The organism is Pseudomonas sp. BP8 (assembly GCF_017875955.1).
Taxonomy (GTDB): domain Bacteria; phylum Pseudomonadota; class Gammaproteobacteria; order Pseudomonadales; family Pseudomonadaceae; genus Aquipseudomonas.
In genome coordinates this window covers 411,792-428,587 of record NZ_JAGINK010000001.1, presented here as the reverse complement: position 1 = coordinate 428,587, position 16,796 = coordinate 411,792, and the positions used below count along the sequence as shown (strand labels likewise).

Sequence of the window (16,796 nt, the reverse complement as noted above, 5' to 3'; positions counted from 1 at the left end):
TCAGTTGCTATACCTCTTGGTAATCAACTGGATGTGTTCGATGTCAGCCTTCCTCGCTTGGTTGCGCCAAATTTTCCACCGTCCCTGGCTCCTTGCCGCATTTGCGGCGCTGGCCAGCGCTATTCTGCTGCTCACCGGCAGCGTAGGCGTGGCGCTGCAGCAGATGAAAGAAAGCGAGAGCGCGCAGATGAACGCCCAGGGCGAGCGCTTTCTGGAGCGCCTGGAACAGGTGTTCGGCCAATTACGCGAAGGCGTCGATCAGTTGCAGGCGCTGCCGTTGGCTGGTTGCTCCCCGGCCATGCAGGAGGCCCTGCAGCAAGTCAGCATGAGCTCGCGCTTCATCTATGAGGCGGCCTACGTGGATGGCATCTTCGTTTGCTCCAGCCGCGGTGGTGAGCGTGTCGCCGACCCCCTGCGCCAGCCCGACATTCGCGGCCCGACTTACAGCTACTGGCTCAATACCACGACTGAACCCGACGAGAACCTGGCGGCGCTGATGCTCGGGCGAGGCCGGTTTCTGGTGTCGACCTCTCGCGGCCACCTGACCGACGTGGTCGACCTGCCGCCGGGCGGCAGCCTGCTGGTGGTGCTGGATCACGGCACGCGAGCGATTCCGGTGCTCGGCCCTCCCCAACCCTGGCCCCCCGCGGCCGACTGGCCGTCGGAGGACAAGGATCTGATCGAGCTGAGCGACCGGCTGATCTACCGTATGCCGACCAAGTCGCCGGATTACCAGTTGGTGCTGATAGCCCCCCGTGCCAGCTTGCCGCTGAAGATGAACGGCCTGCTCTGGCTGCTGTTCCCGGGTAGTGTGCTGGTCGCTATCTGCATTGGTTGGCTGGTGTTGCAGCTGATCCTGCAGCGCCGCTCGATGAGTTCGGAGTTGCAGCACGCGCTCAAGCGCGGCGAACTGCAGGTGCTTTACCAGCCCATCTTCGAGCTGGACAGCCGGATTTGCGTGGGTGCCGAAGCGCTGGTGCGTTGGCGCAGGCCGGACGGCAGCCTGACCAGCCCCGACCTGTTTATCCCGCTGGCGGAGAATACCGGGCAGATTCGGCAGATAACCGACTTTGTCTTGCAGCGTGTGCTTGAGCAACTGGGCCAACTGTTGCGGGCCAATCGTCAGTTGTACATCTCGGTAAACCTGGCTGCGTGTGACGTGATGGTGCCGCGCATCGGCCCGGTGGCCGCGCGATTGCTGGCCTACCATCGGGTGCCTGCCAGCCAGATTGCCTTTGAGGTCACCGAGCGTGGCCTTATCGACGTGGTGGTTGCGCGGGACAACCTGCAAGCGTTGCGCGCGGTGGGCCATCAGGTGCTGATCGACGATTTTGGCACGGGTTACTGCAGCCTGGCCTACCTGCAGACCTTGCCGGTGGACTGCCTGAAGATCGACAAGGCCTTCATCGATGCACTGGGGCATGATGCGGCCAGTAGCGGTGTGGCGCCGCATATCATTCGCATGGCCCATGACCTGCATTTGCGGGTAATTGCTGAAGGTATCGAGTGCGAGGACCAGGCGGTACTGCTTAACAGCGAAGGGGTCAATTATGGGCAGGGTTGGCTGTTTGCCCATCCGTTGAGTGCCCGCCAGTTTGTCGAGCTGATCACCCGCGGGCGGCGGGTGCGGTCGCGGCGGATCGATGATGAGCCTTGAGCCGGTTCAGGTCGGCCAGCGGGTGGTTGCCTGACCTGGCCTCTTCGCGGGGCAAGCCCGCTCCTACAGGATAGGTATCACGCCAACGGCCCTGTAGGCGCGGGCTGGCCCCGCGAAGAGGCCGGCTCTGACCAGAAAAAACCTCAGACCGGCAACGCCATATAGAACTGGGTACCCTGCCCTGGCCTTGAGAACACTCCCATCCGCCCGCCATGCAGCTGAACAATCTCCTTGCACAAGGCCAAGCCCAACCCAGCCCCGCCTTTCTTGCGCCCCACCTGCACGAAGGGCTCGAAGATCCGCCCCTGCTGGCCATAGGCAATACCTTCGCCGTTGTCCTCGACGCTGACGATCACCCGCTCGCCGTGGCGCCGCGCATGCAGGCGAATCCGCCCGCCAGTAGGGGTATGGCGCACCGCGTTGTGCAGCAGGTTGTCCAGCACCCGGTCCAACTGGGCCACGTCCGCCTGAATCCGCGGCAACGGTTGCTCAAGCTCGATCAGCAGGTCGATGGACTTTTCCGCGACCTCCCCGGCAACCCGCGCCTGAGCGCGCTCGAGCATCTCGTCGATGGCACAGTGCGCCAATTCAAGCTTTTGCAGGCCACTCTGGTAGCGGGAGAAGTTGAGCAGGTCGTTGATCAACTGGGTGAGCCGTTGCATCTCTTCGCCGATGGTGTCGAGCAGGTCGTTCTCGCGTGCTTCGGCCGGGAACTTGACCCGCTCGCGGAGCAGGCCGAAGGCCATGTGCATGCCGGTCACCGGGGTGCGCAGCTCGTGTGACGCGCGCAAGACGAATTCGCTGCGTACGCGTTCGAAGGCACGTTGTTCGGTGACATCGTGCAGGACCATCACCGCGCCAAGAATCGGCCCTTGGGGATGGCTGACCGGGGTCAGGCTGTAGGTCAGCAGGCGGGCTTCGTCGTCGACTTCGATGCTCAGGTCTTCTGGCGGACGGTCGAGGCTGCCACCGCGCAGCACCTGGCGTAGCTGCTGCTCCAGCTCCGGACGTTGCAGCGCCTCGGCTAGCCCCACGCCGAGGCGGCTGCTGTCCCAGCCCAGTTGGCGCTGGGCAACCGGGTTGAGGTGTTCGAGGTGGCCTTGCCGATCAATGATCAGTAGGCCGTCATCGATACTGTCGAGCACTGCCTGCAGACGCTGTTGGCCGGCCAGGACTTCATCGATGTTGGTCGCCTGATGCTTGCGCAAGGCGTCGGCCATCATCCCGAAACGCCGGGTCAGCTGGTTGAGCTCGGTGGCTTGGGTCACCGGCAGGGTCACATCGAAATTGCCTTGGCCGACTTCATCGGCAGCCTTGGCCAAGGCTTCGATCGGTTGACCGAAGCGGCGGGCGATGTTGTGCGCGGTCACAAAACCCAGGACCAGCACCGCCAGGCCCATCAGACCGAGCAGGCCGCTGACCAGCAGGGCACTGTCGCGGGCCTGTTCCTCGCTGCGGGTGATGTGCTGCAACGCTTCCTTGTGCGAGTCGATCAGGTCGGTCCGGACCAGGTTGAACGCCGCTCCCAGGGGTTCATCGGCGCCCATGCTGCGTGCCGGATTAGCGCTGTCGCGGTAAGCCTGGAGGAACGTCTGGTAGTTGCTGTTGGCCTTGCTGAAGCCACTCTGTTCGTGGCTGCGCCCCAGTCCCTGGTTGAGCAAGCCCTGGAATTGTTCCTGCAGGCTCACCAGGCTGGCTGGGTCGGTATCCTCGTTGAGGATCAACGTCAGCTGCTCACCCAGGTTCTGCCGCAACTTGAGCCCCACCTCGAGGGTGTGGGTGGTGTCGCGGACCAGACGCTGCTGCACGCTGGCCATCTGCAGCACGCTGACCAGCCCGAGCAGGAGGCCGAGCAGCGCCACCGTGACCAGTGCCGAGATGCTCAGGAAAAGCCGCGTGCGCAGCTTCATTGGCCACTTCATAGGTTGAATTGCTTGCGTTTGCGGTACAGCGTCGAGGCGTCGATGCCGAGCGTCTTCGCCGCTTGGTCGAGGGTGTCGCTCGTTGCCAGCACAGCGCCGATATGCGCCCGTTCCAGCTCATCCAGGCTCAAGGCAGCGCCGACCTTCGGGGCGTTGCTGGTGGTCGGTTCGGCCATGCCCAGGTGGCTGATTTCGACGCGCTCCTGCGGGCAGATGATGCTCGCCCGCTCGACCACGTTGCGCAGTTCGCGGATGTTGCCTGGCCAACGGTAGTTGAGCAGGGCTGCGCGGGCCTCGTCACTGAACACCCGGGCCGGTCGCGAGTATTCCTTGACGAAGCGGGCGAGGAAGCGATCGGCGAGGGTCAGGATGTCATCGCTGCGCTCGCGCAGGGGCGGCAGGTGCAGGGTGATGACGTTGAGCCGGTAGAGCAGGTCTTCGCGGAAGCGGCCTTCGCGGACCATGTCGTCCAGGTTGAGGTTGGTGGCGGCGAGAATCCGCACGTCGGCACGACGGGTAACCGGGTCGCCCACCCGCTCATATTCCTTATCCTGGATGAAACGCAGCAGTTTTGGCTGCAGGGTCAGTGGAAAGTCACCGATCTCGTCGAGAAACAGCGTGCCGGCATCCGCTTGGCTGACCCGTCCCAGCGTACTTTCGCTGGCACCGGTGAAGGCGCCGCGGGTGTGTCCGAACAGCTCGCTCTCCATCAATTCGGCATTCAGCGACGGACAGTTGATGGTCACACAGGCCTTGCGTGCACGTTTGCTCCAGCCGTGGATGGCGCGGGCCAACTCGCCCTTGCCAGTACCCGACTCGCCGAGGATGAGGATGTTGGCGTCGGTGCCGGCCACCTGCCGTGCGGTTTCCAGCACCGCCATCATGGCCGGGCTGTGCGAGTCGAGGCCGTCCTTGGGTTTGCGCACCTCGCCTTCGAGCGCTTCGAGGCGCGCTGCCAATTGGCGCACTTCGAGCTGCTTGGCAGTGGCCAGGCGCAGTTGGTCGGGGCTGCACGGTTTCACCAGGTAGTCGGCCGCGCCCGCCTGGATCGCGTCAACGGCGGTATCCACCGCCGAGTGCGCGGTGACAATGACCACGCGCATCCACGGCGCCTGGATGCGCATCTGGGCCAATACATCGAGGCCGTTGTCGTCGCCCAGGCGCAGGTCGAGGAAACACAGGTCAAAGACCTGGCGCTGCAACAACGATTCGGCCTGTGCGGCGCTGTTGGCCGTGGCCACGCTGTAGCCTTCATCTTCAAGGCAGTAACGGAAGGTTCGCAGGATGGCGGACTCGTCATCTACCAGCAGAATGCGGCCTTGTTTATCTGGGGCAGATTCCATTTTCCTACGCTCCTTTAGGATTGATCTCAGTTAGTGTCGGAAAGATCGGGCAAGTTGCATGGTCAATTCTGAAGGATTCTGTCCTTTGCATGCTAGCCGCTAGCCGCAGCTTTAGCTAACTAACTGAAATTAAAGGTTTTTATAGCTGAAACTGGCTGGCACGGTGATTGCGACGATTTTTGGCTTTGTTGAAAAAAGAGGTAACAACATGCCCCTCTCCCCACGAATGGCCGTTTTGGCCGCCAGCCTGGTGTCGGTAATGTCGCCGGCTTTTGCCGATCCGGTCGCGGATGCGCGCCTCGAAGGCGCCCTGCAGACCGCCCTTTCACTGAATCGCGTGCTCAACCCGTTTCGAATCGAGGTCGATGTCGAGGGGCAGCAGGCGCGCCTGAGCGGTGAGGTCGAGAGCCAGGTGGAGCGCCAACTGGCCGAACACGTTGCCTTGGCCACGCGCGGTATCGACCAGGTAGACAATCAGTTACAGATCAATCCCGAGCTGGTGGAGCGGCCACTGGAGCTGCGCGCCTATGCCCAACGCCTCGAGGACGCGACGCTGGCGGCTATTGTTCGTGCGCGTTTGCTGTGGAGCCAGGTCACTGAAAAGGCCCCTATAGAGGTAGAAAGCCGAGACGGTGTGGTAACCCTGCGCGGCCGGGTCGACAGCGTCGAGGCCAAGGAGCTGGCCGGCGTACTGGCGCGAACCACCGATGGCATTCACCTGGTCAACAACCTGGTCAGCCTGGACAGCGCAGCCATGGCCAAGGCGCGGGAGAAGCCGCTCGGAGCCCCCAGCGGGCCGCAGCCGAGCGATCCCTGGATCATCGACAAGATCCAGAGCAGCTACCGCTTCAGCCGCAATCTGGACGGGCTGAACATCAGGGTCTCCAGCCAGGAAGGACTGGTGCGGCTTTCCGGTGAGGTGGTCAGCAGCGAGCAGAAGACCATCGCCGTCGATGTCGCCCGGCAGATCATTGGTGTACGCGGGGTAGACGCCGATTTGCTCAAGATCGCCACCAAGGTGGAGGGCTGACTCGTGCAAATCGCACGACGCCAAACCGGGCATCGTGCAGGATACGTCCTTAGGTCGGTTGTGATTAATTACTAAGTAACTGATTTATAAGGATTTTTTGTTGTTGGCGAGACTGGCATGCAGGCTGCAATTACTTGTTCATAGATTGAATAAGAACACAGCAGGAGGAGCCGGCATGAACCGCCAATCCGTCAACCGCTTACAGTCCACCGCTTTGCCAGTGCGCCAGTTCCTTTTTGTAGGTCTGGCGCTGCTGCTGACCCTGGCCGCCGGCCAGTTCTATTACAGCTGGCAGACCGCCCGGCTTGCCGAGCAAGTGGCTGCACAGACCGCCTTGTTGACTCAGATCCAGGCCACTCGTGCCAATACCTTGGTGAGGGCAGCAGATCCGCTGCAGTCGTCACCTAAGGCTGCTTCACCCGCTACCGTAGAAAACGTCGTACCGCAGGACCGCTGGGTCTTCTAAAGCGCCTGGCAGGCTTGATTTCAAAAAATAGAAAGGAGAACCATCATGCTTAGTTGGGCTATCACTTTCCTGATCATCGCCATTGTCGCTGCAGTGTTGGGCTTCGGTGGTATCGCAGGCGCCGCCACCGGGATCGCCAAGATCCTGTTCATCGTGTTCCTGGTGCTGTTCGTAGCGTCGTTCTTCTTCGGACGCGGCAGGGGCTGACCCATGAGCCGGATGCTTTGCAAAGCCTTGGCTACCGCCCTGCTGGTGGGCGGTAGTGCGGCGGCGATGGCGGCCAATGACGGCCAGGTTCGAGTCAATCAACTGCTTGGCGCGGACCCCGAATACCGGGAAACCTGGCAAGACACGCTGGAGGGCGAGGAACGCCTGCCTGAATGGGTCATCAACCTCAGCGGCAGTTCGCAAGAACAGATGTCGGCAGTATCCGAGGATGGTGACAAGTATCTGGTCGGCCCCTTGTGTGAAACAGACGACAACTGCACGTACAAGCGGCTGATCGTTGCCTTCAGCTGGGACAAGGACGATGCCTACGGGATGCTCGTGGAGGTACCCGAAGGCCTGCCAAGTGACAAATCGCCGACACGCCACGCGCAGTATCGTTGGCTGGGTGAGCCTGATGAGGGCATGAAGGCATTGCTGCGGGAGCAGCTCAAGCGCGATCCGAAGTGGTACTGACGGTTCTGCCGTCGCACAAGGTTCACGCAACCGTAATGTTATAGACGCTGAACCTTTCTATGGTTCTGGCTTCTATGATGCGCCGACCCGAGGAGGGACGGCACATGACCAGGGGGCCGGGCTGTTCTGATTGTTGCAGGATCGGAGTGGCCTAGGGGTACAGGGAGTACCTCCGAGCACGGGCCGGGTCAGGAAAGGTAGCATCGGAAGTATCAGGTCGGTCGTGTCAGAAAGAGACGATACCTGACCTGACTTCCGGAGCACCTATATATAGAAAGCTTTCAGCGCTTTGTAGGAATTCGGTCTCAAGACACATTTTGTATTGACCGTACATCGAAATATTTTCCCCTCGCTGGACCCCTCTGCTAAGCACCCTGGCGCCCATTCGGATTGTCGAACAACCCGTTCGCTGGCGTACGTGAGTGCCGCCAAATCGGCCGATAAATGGCGCTTTGGTCTTGTTCGGAAATCCGAACAGGTCAAATCCAACCCCTTCTGATGCGACTTTTTGCCTCAAGGTCTCATGCAGATTCGGCATAGGGTAGTCGTTTCCGGCATTAGACTGGCCCCGCCCACGTCGCAATAGTTGCGGCCTTTTTCGCTAGCCAGAGCGCCGAAACGCTCGCTTGCGTAGACCTTCGATGGAGCCGTCGTACGAAAACACTCTCGCTGCCCAGCAGGCTTCTAATGGCTCTGGAACGCGTGTTTCCGTTCAGCGTCCCTGACCACTAGAAGAAAAGGTAACGACATGAAGAAGGCAAAACTAAGCCTCGCCTGGCAGATCCTCATCGGACTTGTCCTGGGCGTTGCAATCGGCGCGCTGCTGAACCATTTCAGTGCAGAAAAGGCATGGTGGATCAGTAACGTTCTGCAGCCAGCCGGTGACATCTTCATTCGCCTGATCAAGATGATCGTCGTCCCGATCGTGATTTCGTCGCTGATCGTGGGCATCGCCGGGGTTGGCGACGCGAAGAAACTGGGCAGTATCGGCCTGAAGACCATCCTCTACTTCGAGGTGGTGACCACCATCGCCATCGTCGTCGGCCTGGGCCTGGCCAACCTGTTCCACCCGGGTGTCGGCATCGACATGAGCACCCTGGGTACCGTGGACATCTCCAAGTACCAGGCAACCGCCGCTGAGGTGCAGCATGAGCACGCGTTCATCGAGACCCTGCTCAATCTGATCCCGTCGAACATCTTCGCAGCGCTGATGCGTGGCGAGATGCTGCCGATCATCTTCTTCTCGGTGCTGTTCGGTCTGGGCCTGTCGAGCCTGCAGAGCGACCTGCGTGAGCCGCTGGTGAAGACCTTCCAGGCGGTCTCCGAAACCATGTTCAAGGTCACCCACATGATCATGAACTACGCCCCGATCGGCGTCTTCGCCCTGATCGCGGTGACCGTCGCCAACTTCGGCTTCTCGTCCCTGCTGCCGTTGGCCAAGCTGGTGCTGCTGGTGTACTTCGCCATCGCCTTCTTCGCCTTCATGGTGCTGGGCCTGGTGGCGCGGATGTTCGGCTTCTCGATCATCAAGATCATGCGCATCATGAAAGACGAGATGATTCTGGCGTACTCCACCTCCAGCTCCGAGACCGTGCTGCCACGGGTTATCGAGAAGATGGAAAAGTACGGTGCGCCGAAGTCGATCTGCAGCTTCGTGGTACCGACCGGTTACTCGTTCAACCTTGACGGTTCGACCCTGTACCAGAGCATTGCGGCGATCTTCATCGCCCAGCTGTACGGCATCGACCTGTCCTGGAGCCAGCAGCTGCTGCTGGTGCTGACCCTGATGGTCACCTCCAAGGGTATTGCCGGCGTGCCGGGTGTGTCGTTCGTGGTCCTGCTGGCGACCCTGGGCAGCGTTGGTATCCCGCTGGAAGGCCTGGCGTTCATCGCCGGTGTCGATCGGATCATGGACATGGCGCGTACTGCCCTGAACGTGATCGGCAATGCCTTGGCCGCGCTGGTCATCGCACGCTGGGAAGGCATGTACGACTCGGCCAAGGGCGAGGCGTACTACAATTCGCTGCCGCACATGGCCGGTAGCAAGGCCGCTGCAGTGGCTGGCGAGACGGCCAAGCAGCAGTAAGCCGTAAGCGCTGAACAAAAAGCCCCGACCTGTCGGGGCTTTTTGTTGTCTGCAGGTAGCGTGAAGGCCGGTACGTGCCTGGAGATCAACGTTCCGCTTATTCAATACGCTATCATTCGAGGCATTTTTCGGGGGTACACACGGATGCTCAACGGCCTTTGGCTCAGCTTTTTCCTGGTGGCGGCCATCTCCGCCATGGCCCAATGGCTGGTCGGCGGCAACGCGGGGATCTTTGCCGCGATGGTCGAAAGCATCTTTGCCATGGCCAAACTGTCGGTAGAGGTCATGGTCCTGCTGTTCGGTACCCTTACCCTGTGGCTGGGGTTTCTCAAGATCGCCGAGCAGGCCGGTATCGTCGAGTGGCTGGCCAAGGTGCTCGGCCCGCTGTTCGCCCGCCTGATGCCTGAAGTGCCGCCCGGCCACCCTGCCCTGGGCCTGATCACCATGAACTTCGCCGCCAACGGCCTGGGCCTGGATAACGCAGCCACGCCGATCGGCCTGAAAGCCATGCGCGCCTTGCAGGAGCTCAACCCGAGCAGCACCACGGCGAGCAACGCACAGATTCTCTTCCTGGTACTCAACGCCTCCTCGCTGACCCTGCTACCGGTGACCATCTTCATGTACCGCGCCCAGCAAGGCGCGCCCGACCCGACCATGGTGTTCCTGCCGATCCTGCTGGCCACCAGTGTGTCGACCCTGGTCGGCCTGCTGTCGGTGGCGGTGATGCAGCGCCTGCGCCTTTGGGATCCGGTGGTACTGGCCTACCTGATCCCCGGGGCCTTGCTGCTGGGCTGCTTCATGGCGTTTCTCGGTACGCTGTCGGCGGCAGCGCTGGCGAGCCTGTCGTCGATCCTCGGCAACCTGACCCTGTTCGGCATCATCATGCTGTTTCTGCTGGTCGGCGCGCTGCGCCGGGTGAAGGTCTACGAGGCCTTTGTCGAGGGCGCCAAGGAGGGCTTTGACGTCGCCAAGAACCTCCTGCCGTATCTGGTTGCCATGCTCTGCGCGGTGGGTGTGCTACGCGCCTCGGGTGCACTCGAACTGGCCTTGGACGGCATCCGCCACGCGGTGCAGTGGATGGGCCTGGACACGCGCTTTGTCGAAGGGCTGCCGACCGCGCTGGTCAAGCCGTTCTCCGGCAGCGCGGCGCGGGCGATGCTGATCGAAACCATGCAGACCCAGGGCGTCGACAGCTTCCCGGCGCTGGTCGCGGCGACCATCCAGGGCAGCACCGAGACCACCTTCTATGTGCTGGCTGTGTATTTCGGCGCGGTCGGCATCCAGCGTGTACGCCATGCGGTCGGCTGCGCGCTGCTGGCTGAGTTTTCCGGAGTGGTCGCGGCGATCTTCGTCTGCTACTGGTTCTTTGCTTGAGCCTGAGCGGCCTGGGCGACTGTCCAGTCCGCCAGTTGTGCTACCAGTTGGTCGCTGGCCTTACCGAAGCCGGCGACCACCGCTGAAACTTCGCTGGCGGCCAGCGGCTGGCGCACTTCGAAGCGCCGGCTGGCGAGAATACGCTGGCTGCGGCCCTGGACCAGGCGGGCGTCATAGCGGATCACCACCTCGACGCCCGTAGCCTGATATTCGCTCTGGAACGCTTGTAGCTCACCCGCCAGTTCATAGTCCGCCTGCAGGTTGCTGTCATCGGCGCTCAGCCGTTGCACCCGGCCATCGCGCTGGAAGCCATCGAGCAGACGGTTGCGCACCAGCAGCGGGGTCGGGTCGCTCCAGCGTGCTCCCTTGTAGCCACTGATGATGTCGCCCTGCGGGATCACCGCGATACGCGGGCCGGCGAGCGCTTCGCTGGCCAGCGGCTTGTTCAGGCGCAGTGACCAGTCCACGGGCGGCACGCTACGGCTGGCCTGGTTGACCGGCAGCCGGTAGATGTCCACCGGCGCGCTCTGCGGCAGGATCGAGCAGGCCGTGGCCAGGCTCAGGGCAGCCGCCAGGGTGAGCAGACGCAGCGTCGGTTTCATGGCTGGAACTCCTTGTTGTTGTCACGGCCCAGCAGGTAGCCGCTCGGGTCGGTCTCCAGACGCCGCGAGATGCCTTTGAGGGCATTGAGGGTTTCGCGCAACTCGCGGATCGCCGGGGCCAGTTGATTGAGGCCCTGGGCGCCGTCGTCGAGGGCTTCGCGGTTGTCCTTGAGCAGGTTGTTGATGGTCGCGGTGCTTTCGGCCAGGGCGTTCATGGCCTGTTCGGCACTGCCGAAAGCCTGCTTGCCCTGGGTGCCCAGCAGGCCGTTGGCGTTGCGCATCAGTGCCTGGGTTTCCGCGAGGGTGGCGTTGGCCTGCTTGCCGACTTCGGCCAGTTGGCCAATGGCATCGGTAATGCCGCCCTTCTGGCTGGCGAAGGCGCCGGTGGTCTGCTCCAGGTTGGCCAGGGTGTTGCTCAGGCGGCCGATGTTGTCTTCGGAGAACAGCTGGTTGGCGTTGTGCAGCAGCAGGTTGATGTTGGTCACCAGGTCGCTGCTGTCATTGAGCAGGCGCGAGATCGGTGAGGGTGAGGCGACGATCACCGCCAGCTTGCCGTCCTTGCCCTTGAGTTCCGGGCTCTGCGGCGTGCCGCCACTGAGCTGGATGAAAGCGTTGCCGGTTACGCCCGCCAGGGTCAGCTTGGCCTGGGTATCCTGCTTGACCGGGGTGTCGGCGCTCAGGCGGATACGGGCGAGCACGCGGCGCGGGTCTTGCGGGTCGAGGCGCAGGGTGGTGACGTCACCCACCTTGATGCCGTTGTATTGCACCGCGCTGCCGCGGGACAGGCCCGACACGGCCTCGTTGAACACCACTTCGTAGTCCTTGAAGGTGGCGTCGACGCTGGACTTGGTCAGCCACAGGCCGAACAGCAGCGCGCCGGCCACCACCAGCACGGTGACCAGGCCGATAAAGACATGATGAGCTCGGGTTTCCATGGTTCAGCGCTCCTGCCGGACACGGGCGGCGGCCAGTTCGGCCGCCCGCCCGCGCGGGCCGTGAAAGTATTCGTGGATCCAGGCATCGTCGGTTTGCTCGACCTCGGCAAGAGGGCCGGCGACCAGGACTTTTTTCTGCGACAGCACGGCGATGCGGTCGGTGATGGTGTAGAGCGTGTCGAGGTCGTGGGTGATGAGGAACACACTCAAGCCCAAGGCGTCGCGCAGGGTCAGGATCAGTTGGTCGAACGCGGCGGCGCCGATCGGGTCGAGGCCGGCAGTCGGTTCGTCGAGAAAGAGGATGTCCGGGTCCAGTGCCAGCGCGCGGGCCAAGGCCGCCCGCTTGATCATGCCGCCAGACAGCGACGAGGGGTATTTGTCGGCCGCCGAGATCGGCAGGCCGGCCAGGGCCAGTTTGACCCCTGCCAGGTGCTCGGCGTCGGCGCGAGACAGCCCGGCGTGCTCGATCAGCGGCAGCGCGACGTTCTCGGTGATGGTCAGCGACGAGAACAGCGCGCCCTTCTGAAACAGCACGCCAAAACGCCGCTCCACCTGCGAGCGTTGCTCGTTGTCCAGCTGAGCCAGGTCTTGGCCGAACACCTTGACCTGGCCTTCGTTGGGCCGGCGCAGGCCGACGATGCTGCGCAGCAGCACTGACTTGCCGCTGCCCGAGCCGCCTACCACGGCAAGGATCTCGCCTTGGTACAGGTCGAGGTCGAGGTTTTCGTGCACGCTCTGGCGGCCAAAGCGATTGCACAGGCCGCGTGCCTCGATCACGGTCTCGTTTGCGCCACTCACCAGCCCATCTCCATGAAGAACAACGCGGCCACGGCATCCAGCACGATCACCACGAAGATCGACTGGACTACCGCAGAGGTGGTGTGGGCACCGACCGATTCGGCGCTGCCGCTGACTTTGAAGCCTTCCAGGCAGCCAATCGCGGCGATCAAAAAGGCGAAGAACGGCGCCTTGGCCAGGCCGACCAGAAAGTGCTGCACTCCGATATCGCTCTGCAGCAACGAGAGGAACATCGCCGGTGGGATATCCAGTGATAGCGCGCAGACCACACCGCCGCCAACAATGCCGCAGATCATCGCGATGAACGTCAGCAGCGGCAGCGAGATCAGCAGCGCCAGTACCCGGGGCACCACCAGCAACTCGATCGGGTTGAGGCCGAGGGTGCGGATGGCGTCGATTTCTTCGTTGGCCTTCATCGAGCCGATCTGCGCGGTGAAGGCGCTGGCGGTGCGGCCGGCCATGAGGATCGCGGTGAGCAGCACGGCGAACTCGCGCAGGAAGGAAAACGCCACCAGGTCGACGGTAAAGATTGTCGCGCCAAACGCGGCCAGTACCGTTGCGCCAAGAAACGCCACTACCGCGCCCACCAGGAACGTCAGCAAGGCCACGATCGGTGCAGCGTCCAGGCCGGTCTGCTCGATGTGCGCGACCACCGGCGTCACTCGCCAGCGGTGCGGTTGCAGCACGCGGCGCAGCAGGGTTTCAATGATCAGGCCAATGAAGCCGAGCAGTTGCCGGGTGTCTTGCCAGAGGGTGTCGACGGCGCGGCCGATGCGCTCGAGCAGCAGGAGCAGGACCGGCCGCTCGGCTTCCTTGATCGGGATGCAGTAGTCCTGCACCGAGCGGTAGACGCTTTGCAGCAGGGCGCGGTTGGCCTCGGGAAGGTCGTTGGTGCAGTGCGCAAGGCGTTCTGAGCCAAGCAGCTCGGCCAGGAGCGAGGCACCCGCGGTATCCAGGCGGCCGAGCTGGCTCAGGTCGGCGATGGCGTCGTTGCCGTACTGGCTGCGCAGGCGCTCGCTGTCGCGTTTCAGGCTGGCGTAGTGGGCCAGGGTCCAGTCGCCGGTGATGCGTAGGCAGGCGGGCTGACTGCTGGTATCCAGGGTAGCGCTGGGTGTAGTCATGGGCTCCATGCTTCTGACGGGCGCGAGGGGGCGGTCGGCTCAGATCATAGCGCATCGCCGGGGCAGGTATTGCACCTTGGTGCTGTGCTTGCCTGGGGCGATTGAGGGTGTGGCGGCGGGCCTCTTCGCGGGGCAAGCCCGCTCCGATAGGGGCTCAGGAGATCCTGTAGGAGCGGGCTTGCCCCGCGAAGAGGCCCGCAAGGTCAACCAGCAGGCGCGTCGTTGACCACCTCGAAGCGCAGTACCCCAATCACCTGGCCATCCTCGGTCAGCACCCGTACCTGCCACTTGCCCACCGGGTTGGGCGGGAAGTTCTGCTTGTGGGTCCAGGCGCGATAGCCTTCCTTGCGGCCGCCATGGATATCCAGGGCAATCCGGTCGACCTCTTTGCCGTTCAGCTGCCACACGTGATAGATGCGCTCATTCAGCCCGCGGGGCGCGTTGATCGCGGTATAGGCGTACAGCCCGGCGCCGCGGATGCGGCTGGCGGGTACTTCGTCCAGCGACTCGCCTGGCTGGCGGTTGAGCACCTCGGTACTGACGGCCACTTCGGTCAGCCACAACGTTGCCGGCGGCACCCACGAGCGCAGCAACCAGCCCCCTGCACCGACCGACAGTGTCACCAATACCAGGGCTACGCCGCGCCGCCAGGTGTTGATCGGGAAGCTGCTGGCCAGGCTTGGGAACGACAGTGCCATGGCGGCGATCAAGGCCAGCTTGAAGCTCTGTGCGGTGGTCAGGTGGAGGATGATCGGCAACGCGGTCAGCAGTGCGGCGAACAGGGTCAGGGTGTGCAGGGCAAGGAACAGCCAGCGGCGCGGGGCCAGCCAGCGGTAGTACAGCGGGTCGATGATCGAGATCAGCCCGGCGCAGGCGAGCAGGCCGGTGAAGACCAACTGGCCGCTGTTCCAGGTGGTGGTGATGAAGAAGAATGGCAGGACGAAGAACAGTGTTTCCTGGTGGATCATCTGCGTCGCGTAGCGCAGCAGTGGCTGCGGGATTTCGCGCTTGAAGGTGCGCGCGAACAGCCCGGTGAGGGTGTTCTCGAGCATCAGCCAGACCCAGCTGACCAGCATCAGGATGGCGACCCAACTGGCCAGGCCAGCTTGGCGGTCGACCAGAATGAAGCTGCCGACCCCGGAGAGGAAGCCGCAAAGCGCAATGACGCCGGGGTAGCGCTTGAGCAGTTCGATCACGCGCTGGATGGATTGTGGGATTGGGGGCATGGGTGGCTACTGGAAAAGGGCTGAGGCTGTGGCGGCAGTTCCGGCCTCTTCGCGGGGCAAGCCCGCTCCTACAGGGTTTGAGGTGCACCACAAATCGTGTAGGAGCGGGCTTGCCCGGCGAAGAGGCCGATACAGGATACCGCCGAATCAGCGCTGGCGTGTAGCACCGGTGGGCCGGCTGGGCGGCTGGCGCCGGCGGCGCAGCAGGCCGACGGCAAGGATCAGCCCCAGGAGCAGTGCCACCAGCCCGTACAGCTCGTCATAGCCGAGCAGCGGCTTCTCTATGCGCAGGTAGCCTGGCTCCTTGAGCAGCTCGCGCAGGGCCTCGTCAGCCTGCTTGAGGCTGACCTGGCGCAGCTTGCGTGCCGGATCGGTAAAGCGCCCGTCGGTGTAGTTGTTCAGCGCGCCCCAGTAGTAGTCGGCCAGCGCGCTGTTGCCTTGGCTGGTCCAGCTCTCGCGAGCGATGGTTGCTTGCTTGATGCGCTCGAAGGTGTCCGGGTCCAGGCCGTTCTTGCGCAGGTGCTCGAACAGGTCCTGCAGCACCTTCACCGCAGTATCGAGGTCGTCCCGCTCAAGGTCGGCATTGAGGCTGAGCATGCCGCTGTCGCCAAAGCTCTCGCGCTGCACCGATGGCCCATAGGACAAGCCGTGACGCAGGCGCAACTGGTCGTACATGGCCCAGTCAATATAGCGCGAGAGCAGGTCGAGGGTCTGGTCGTGGTCGTTGTCCAGCACCGGCTCGAGAAACAGCCAGTGCAGCTTGACGCTGTCACCCAGCCAGCCGCGGGTGAGGTCGCGGCGTTGCTCGGCCTCCTGGCTGATGCTGTCGAGGTTGCGCCGCTCGCCCGGCTCGGTGGCGGGCAACTCGCCATAGCTGCGCTCAAGGTAGGCGGGAAGCAAGCGGTCGAGGCCGCCGACCATGATCAAGGTCATGTTGTTGGCCGCGTACCAATGGTCGCGCAGGGCCTGAACCTGTTCCAGGGTCATGTCGTCGAGGTTGGAGCGCGCCGGGCATTTCAGGCCCAGCTCCACCGCCAACTGGTCGCTGGCGCGGTGGCCGATGTCCTGGCGGTCGAGCCAGCGCTGCAGGTGGCCGTAGTGGCCGCCGTCTTCGCGCTCGATGATCCGTTTGGCGGTGGCGAGGGCCTTGGCGTCTATCTGGGTGTCGCGAATCGCCGCCAGCAGCAGGTCGAGGACCTTGCGCTGGTTGCGCGCTGGCGCTTCGATGACAAAGGTGGTGTCGGCGCTGCTGGTGTAGGCGTTCCACTCGCCGCCCAGGGCCTGCATGCGTTCTTCCAGGCCGCCTTCGCCGGTTTCATCGATACCGCTGAACAACAGGTGCTCGAGCAGGTGCGGCAGCTCGCGCTGGTCACACTCGAAATCGTCGAGGCCGACCCCGACCACCAGGCGAATCGCCACATGGTCGCGCTCATAGCCGGATTTGAGAATCACCTGCAGGCCGTTGGGCAGCAGGTAGCCCTCGACCTTCGAGCGGTCGAGGGCCAGTGAGGGCAGGCTGCAGATCAGTAGGCAAACGAACATCAGGCTACGCATG

15 protein-coding genes are annotated in these 16,796 nt (G+C 63.1%); 7 read left to right on the top strand and 8 right to left on the bottom strand.

The window, feature by feature from the left end; genetic code table 11:
- The first annotated feature begins 40 nt into the window (after positions 1-40).
- Positions 41-1,657, top strand: coding sequence for an EAL domain-containing protein (locus J3B00_RS01795; RefSeq protein ID WP_209862771.1), 1,617 nt, complete (start codon positions 41-43; stop codon positions 1,655-1,657).
- Positions 1,658-1,800: 143 nt separating this feature from the next.
- Here the strand turns inward: J3B00_RS01795 and J3B00_RS01790 are convergent, their stop codons facing one another.
- Together J3B00_RS01790 and algB are read right to left on the bottom strand one after the other, a co-directional pair.
- Positions 1,801-3,579 carry a KinB sensor domain-containing domain gene (locus tag J3B00_RS01790; protein WP_209862766.1) on the bottom strand — a complete coding sequence of 593 codons (1,779 nt, stop codon included), beginning with the start codon at positions 3,577-3,579 and terminating at the stop codon, positions 1,801-1,803.
- On the bottom strand, positions 3,576-4,922 hold the full coding sequence (gene algB, locus J3B00_RS01785) for a sigma-54-dependent response regulator transcription factor AlgB (RefSeq protein WP_209862750.1): 1,347 nt from the start codon (positions 4,920-4,922) through the stop codon (positions 3,576-3,578). Before algB ends, J3B00_RS01790 begins: the two co-directional genes overlap by 4 nt.
- Before the next feature lie 208 nt (positions 4,923-5,130).
- Between algB and J3B00_RS01780 the strand changes: the two genes are divergently transcribed.
- From J3B00_RS01780 to J3B00_RS01755, 6 genes are all read left to right on the top strand, one after another.
- A complete protein-coding gene (locus J3B00_RS01780) occupies positions 5,131-5,952 on the top strand; it encodes a BON domain-containing protein (protein WP_209862747.1) in 822 nt (273 codons plus the stop codon).
- A gap of 175 nt (positions 5,953-6,127) precedes the next feature.
- Positions 6,128-6,418, top strand: a complete 291-nt coding sequence (locus tag J3B00_RS01775; protein WP_209862744.1) for a hypothetical protein — start codon at positions 6,128-6,130, stop codon at positions 6,416-6,418.
- Positions 6,419-6,463: 45 nt separating this feature from the next.
- Entirely contained in the window at positions 6,464-6,625 is a 162-nt protein-coding gene (locus tag J3B00_RS01770) for a DUF1328 domain-containing protein (protein WP_003252966.1), read from the top strand.
- A gap of 3 nt (positions 6,626-6,628) precedes the next feature.
- Positions 6,629-7,099: an inhibitor of vertebrate lysozyme family protein gene (locus J3B00_RS01765; RefSeq protein WP_209862740.1), complete on the top strand. Its 471-nt coding sequence runs from the start codon at positions 6,629-6,631 to the stop codon at positions 7,097-7,099.
- Positions 7,100-7,847: 748 nt separating this feature from the next.
- Positions 7,848-9,185, top strand: a complete 1,338-nt coding sequence (gene gltP, locus J3B00_RS01760; RefSeq protein ID WP_209862738.1) for a glutamate/aspartate:proton symporter GltP — start codon at positions 7,848-7,850, stop codon at positions 9,183-9,185.
- Positions 9,186-9,329: 144 nt separating this feature from the next.
- Positions 9,330-10,559 carry a spore maturation protein gene (locus J3B00_RS01755; protein ID WP_209862736.1) on the top strand — a complete coding sequence of 410 codons (1,230 nt, stop codon included), beginning with the start codon at positions 9,330-9,332 and terminating at the stop codon, positions 10,557-10,559.
- On the opposite strand, the gene J3B00_RS01750 is transcribed toward J3B00_RS01755, so the two are convergent.
- The 6 genes from J3B00_RS01750 to J3B00_RS01725 form a co-directional block, all read right to left on the bottom strand.
- A complete protein-coding gene (locus tag J3B00_RS01750) occupies positions 10,541-11,161 on the bottom strand; it encodes an ABC-type transport auxiliary lipoprotein family protein (RefSeq protein WP_209862733.1) in 621 nt (206 codons plus the stop codon). The two genes, J3B00_RS01755 and J3B00_RS01750, sit on opposite strands and share 19 nt — an antisense overlap.
- The gene (locus J3B00_RS01745) at positions 11,158-12,096 is read right to left on the bottom strand and encodes an MlaD family protein (RefSeq protein ID WP_209862730.1); all 939 of its coding nucleotides are present in this window, start codon (positions 12,094-12,096) and stop codon (positions 11,158-11,160) included. The genes J3B00_RS01750 and J3B00_RS01745 overlap by 4 nt, the downstream gene beginning before the upstream one ends.
- 3 nt (positions 12,097-12,099) lie before the next feature.
- The gene (locus J3B00_RS01740) at positions 12,100-12,894 is read right to left on the bottom strand and encodes an ABC transporter ATP-binding protein (protein WP_209862727.1); all 795 of its coding nucleotides are present in this window, start codon (positions 12,892-12,894) and stop codon (positions 12,100-12,102) included.
- Entirely contained in the window at positions 12,891-14,024 is a 1,134-nt protein-coding gene (locus tag J3B00_RS01735; protein WP_209862723.1) for an MlaE family lipid ABC transporter permease subunit, read from the bottom strand. Before J3B00_RS01735 ends, J3B00_RS01740 begins: the two co-directional genes overlap by 4 nt.
- Before the next feature lie 194 nt (positions 14,025-14,218).
- Positions 14,219-15,241: a DUF5924 family protein gene (locus tag J3B00_RS01730; RefSeq protein WP_209862720.1), complete on the bottom strand. Its 1,023-nt coding sequence runs from the start codon at positions 15,239-15,241 to the stop codon at positions 14,219-14,221.
- Positions 15,242-15,388: 147 nt separating this feature from the next.
- Positions 15,389-16,795 carry an insulinase family protein gene (locus tag J3B00_RS01725; RefSeq protein WP_209862716.1) on the bottom strand — a complete coding sequence of 469 codons (1,407 nt, stop codon included), beginning with the start codon at positions 16,793-16,795 and terminating at the stop codon, positions 15,389-15,391.
- Position 16,796 lies beyond the last annotated feature (1 nt).

Excerpts from the sequence above, each read along its gene's own strand:
- J3B00_RS01775 (WP_209862744.1), top strand. The coding sequence starts at position 6,128 with ATGAACCGCCAATCCGTCAACCGCTTACAGTCCACCGCTTTGCCAGTG.
- J3B00_RS01735 (WP_209862723.1), bottom strand. The coding sequence starts at position 14,024 with ATGGAGCCCATGACTACACCCAGCGCTACCCTGGATACCAGCAGTCAG.
- J3B00_RS01750 (WP_209862733.1), bottom strand. The coding sequence starts at position 11,161 with ATGAAACCGACGCTGCGTCTGCTCACCCTGGCGGCTGCCCTGAGCCTG.
- J3B00_RS01755 (WP_209862736.1), top strand. The coding sequence starts at position 9,330 with ATGCTCAACGGCCTTTGGCTCAGCTTTTTCCTGGTGGCGGCCATCTCC.
- J3B00_RS01730 (WP_209862720.1), bottom strand. The coding sequence starts at position 15,241 with ATGCCCCCAATCCCACAATCCATCCAGCGCGTGATCGAACTGCTCAAG.
- J3B00_RS01770 (WP_003252966.1), top strand. The coding sequence starts at position 6,464 with ATGCTTAGTTGGGCTATCACTTTCCTGATCATCGCCATTGTCGCTGCA.
- J3B00_RS01780 (WP_209862747.1), top strand. The coding sequence starts at position 5,131 with ATGCCCCTCTCCCCACGAATGGCCGTTTTGGCCGCCAGCCTGGTGTCG.
- J3B00_RS01745 (WP_209862730.1), bottom strand. The coding sequence starts at position 12,096 with ATGGAAACCCGAGCTCATCATGTCTTTATCGGCCTGGTCACCGTGCTG.
- J3B00_RS01725 (WP_209862716.1), bottom strand. The coding sequence starts at position 16,795 with ATGCGTAGCCTGATGTTCGTTTGCCTACTGATCTGCAGCCTGCCCTCA.
- J3B00_RS01765 (WP_209862740.1), top strand. The coding sequence starts at position 6,629 with ATGAGCCGGATGCTTTGCAAAGCCTTGGCTACCGCCCTGCTGGTGGGC.
- J3B00_RS01790 (WP_209862766.1), bottom strand. The coding sequence starts at position 3,579 with ATGAAGTGGCCAATGAAGCTGCGCACGCGGCTTTTCCTGAGCATCTCG.
- gltP (WP_209862738.1), top strand. The coding sequence starts at position 7,848 with ATGAAGAAGGCAAAACTAAGCCTCGCCTGGCAGATCCTCATCGGACTT.
- algB (WP_209862750.1), bottom strand. The coding sequence starts at position 4,922 with ATGGAATCTGCCCCAGATAAACAAGGCCGCATTCTGCTGGTAGATGAC.
- J3B00_RS01795 (WP_209862771.1), top strand. The coding sequence starts at position 41 with ATGTCAGCCTTCCTCGCTTGGTTGCGCCAAATTTTCCACCGTCCCTGG.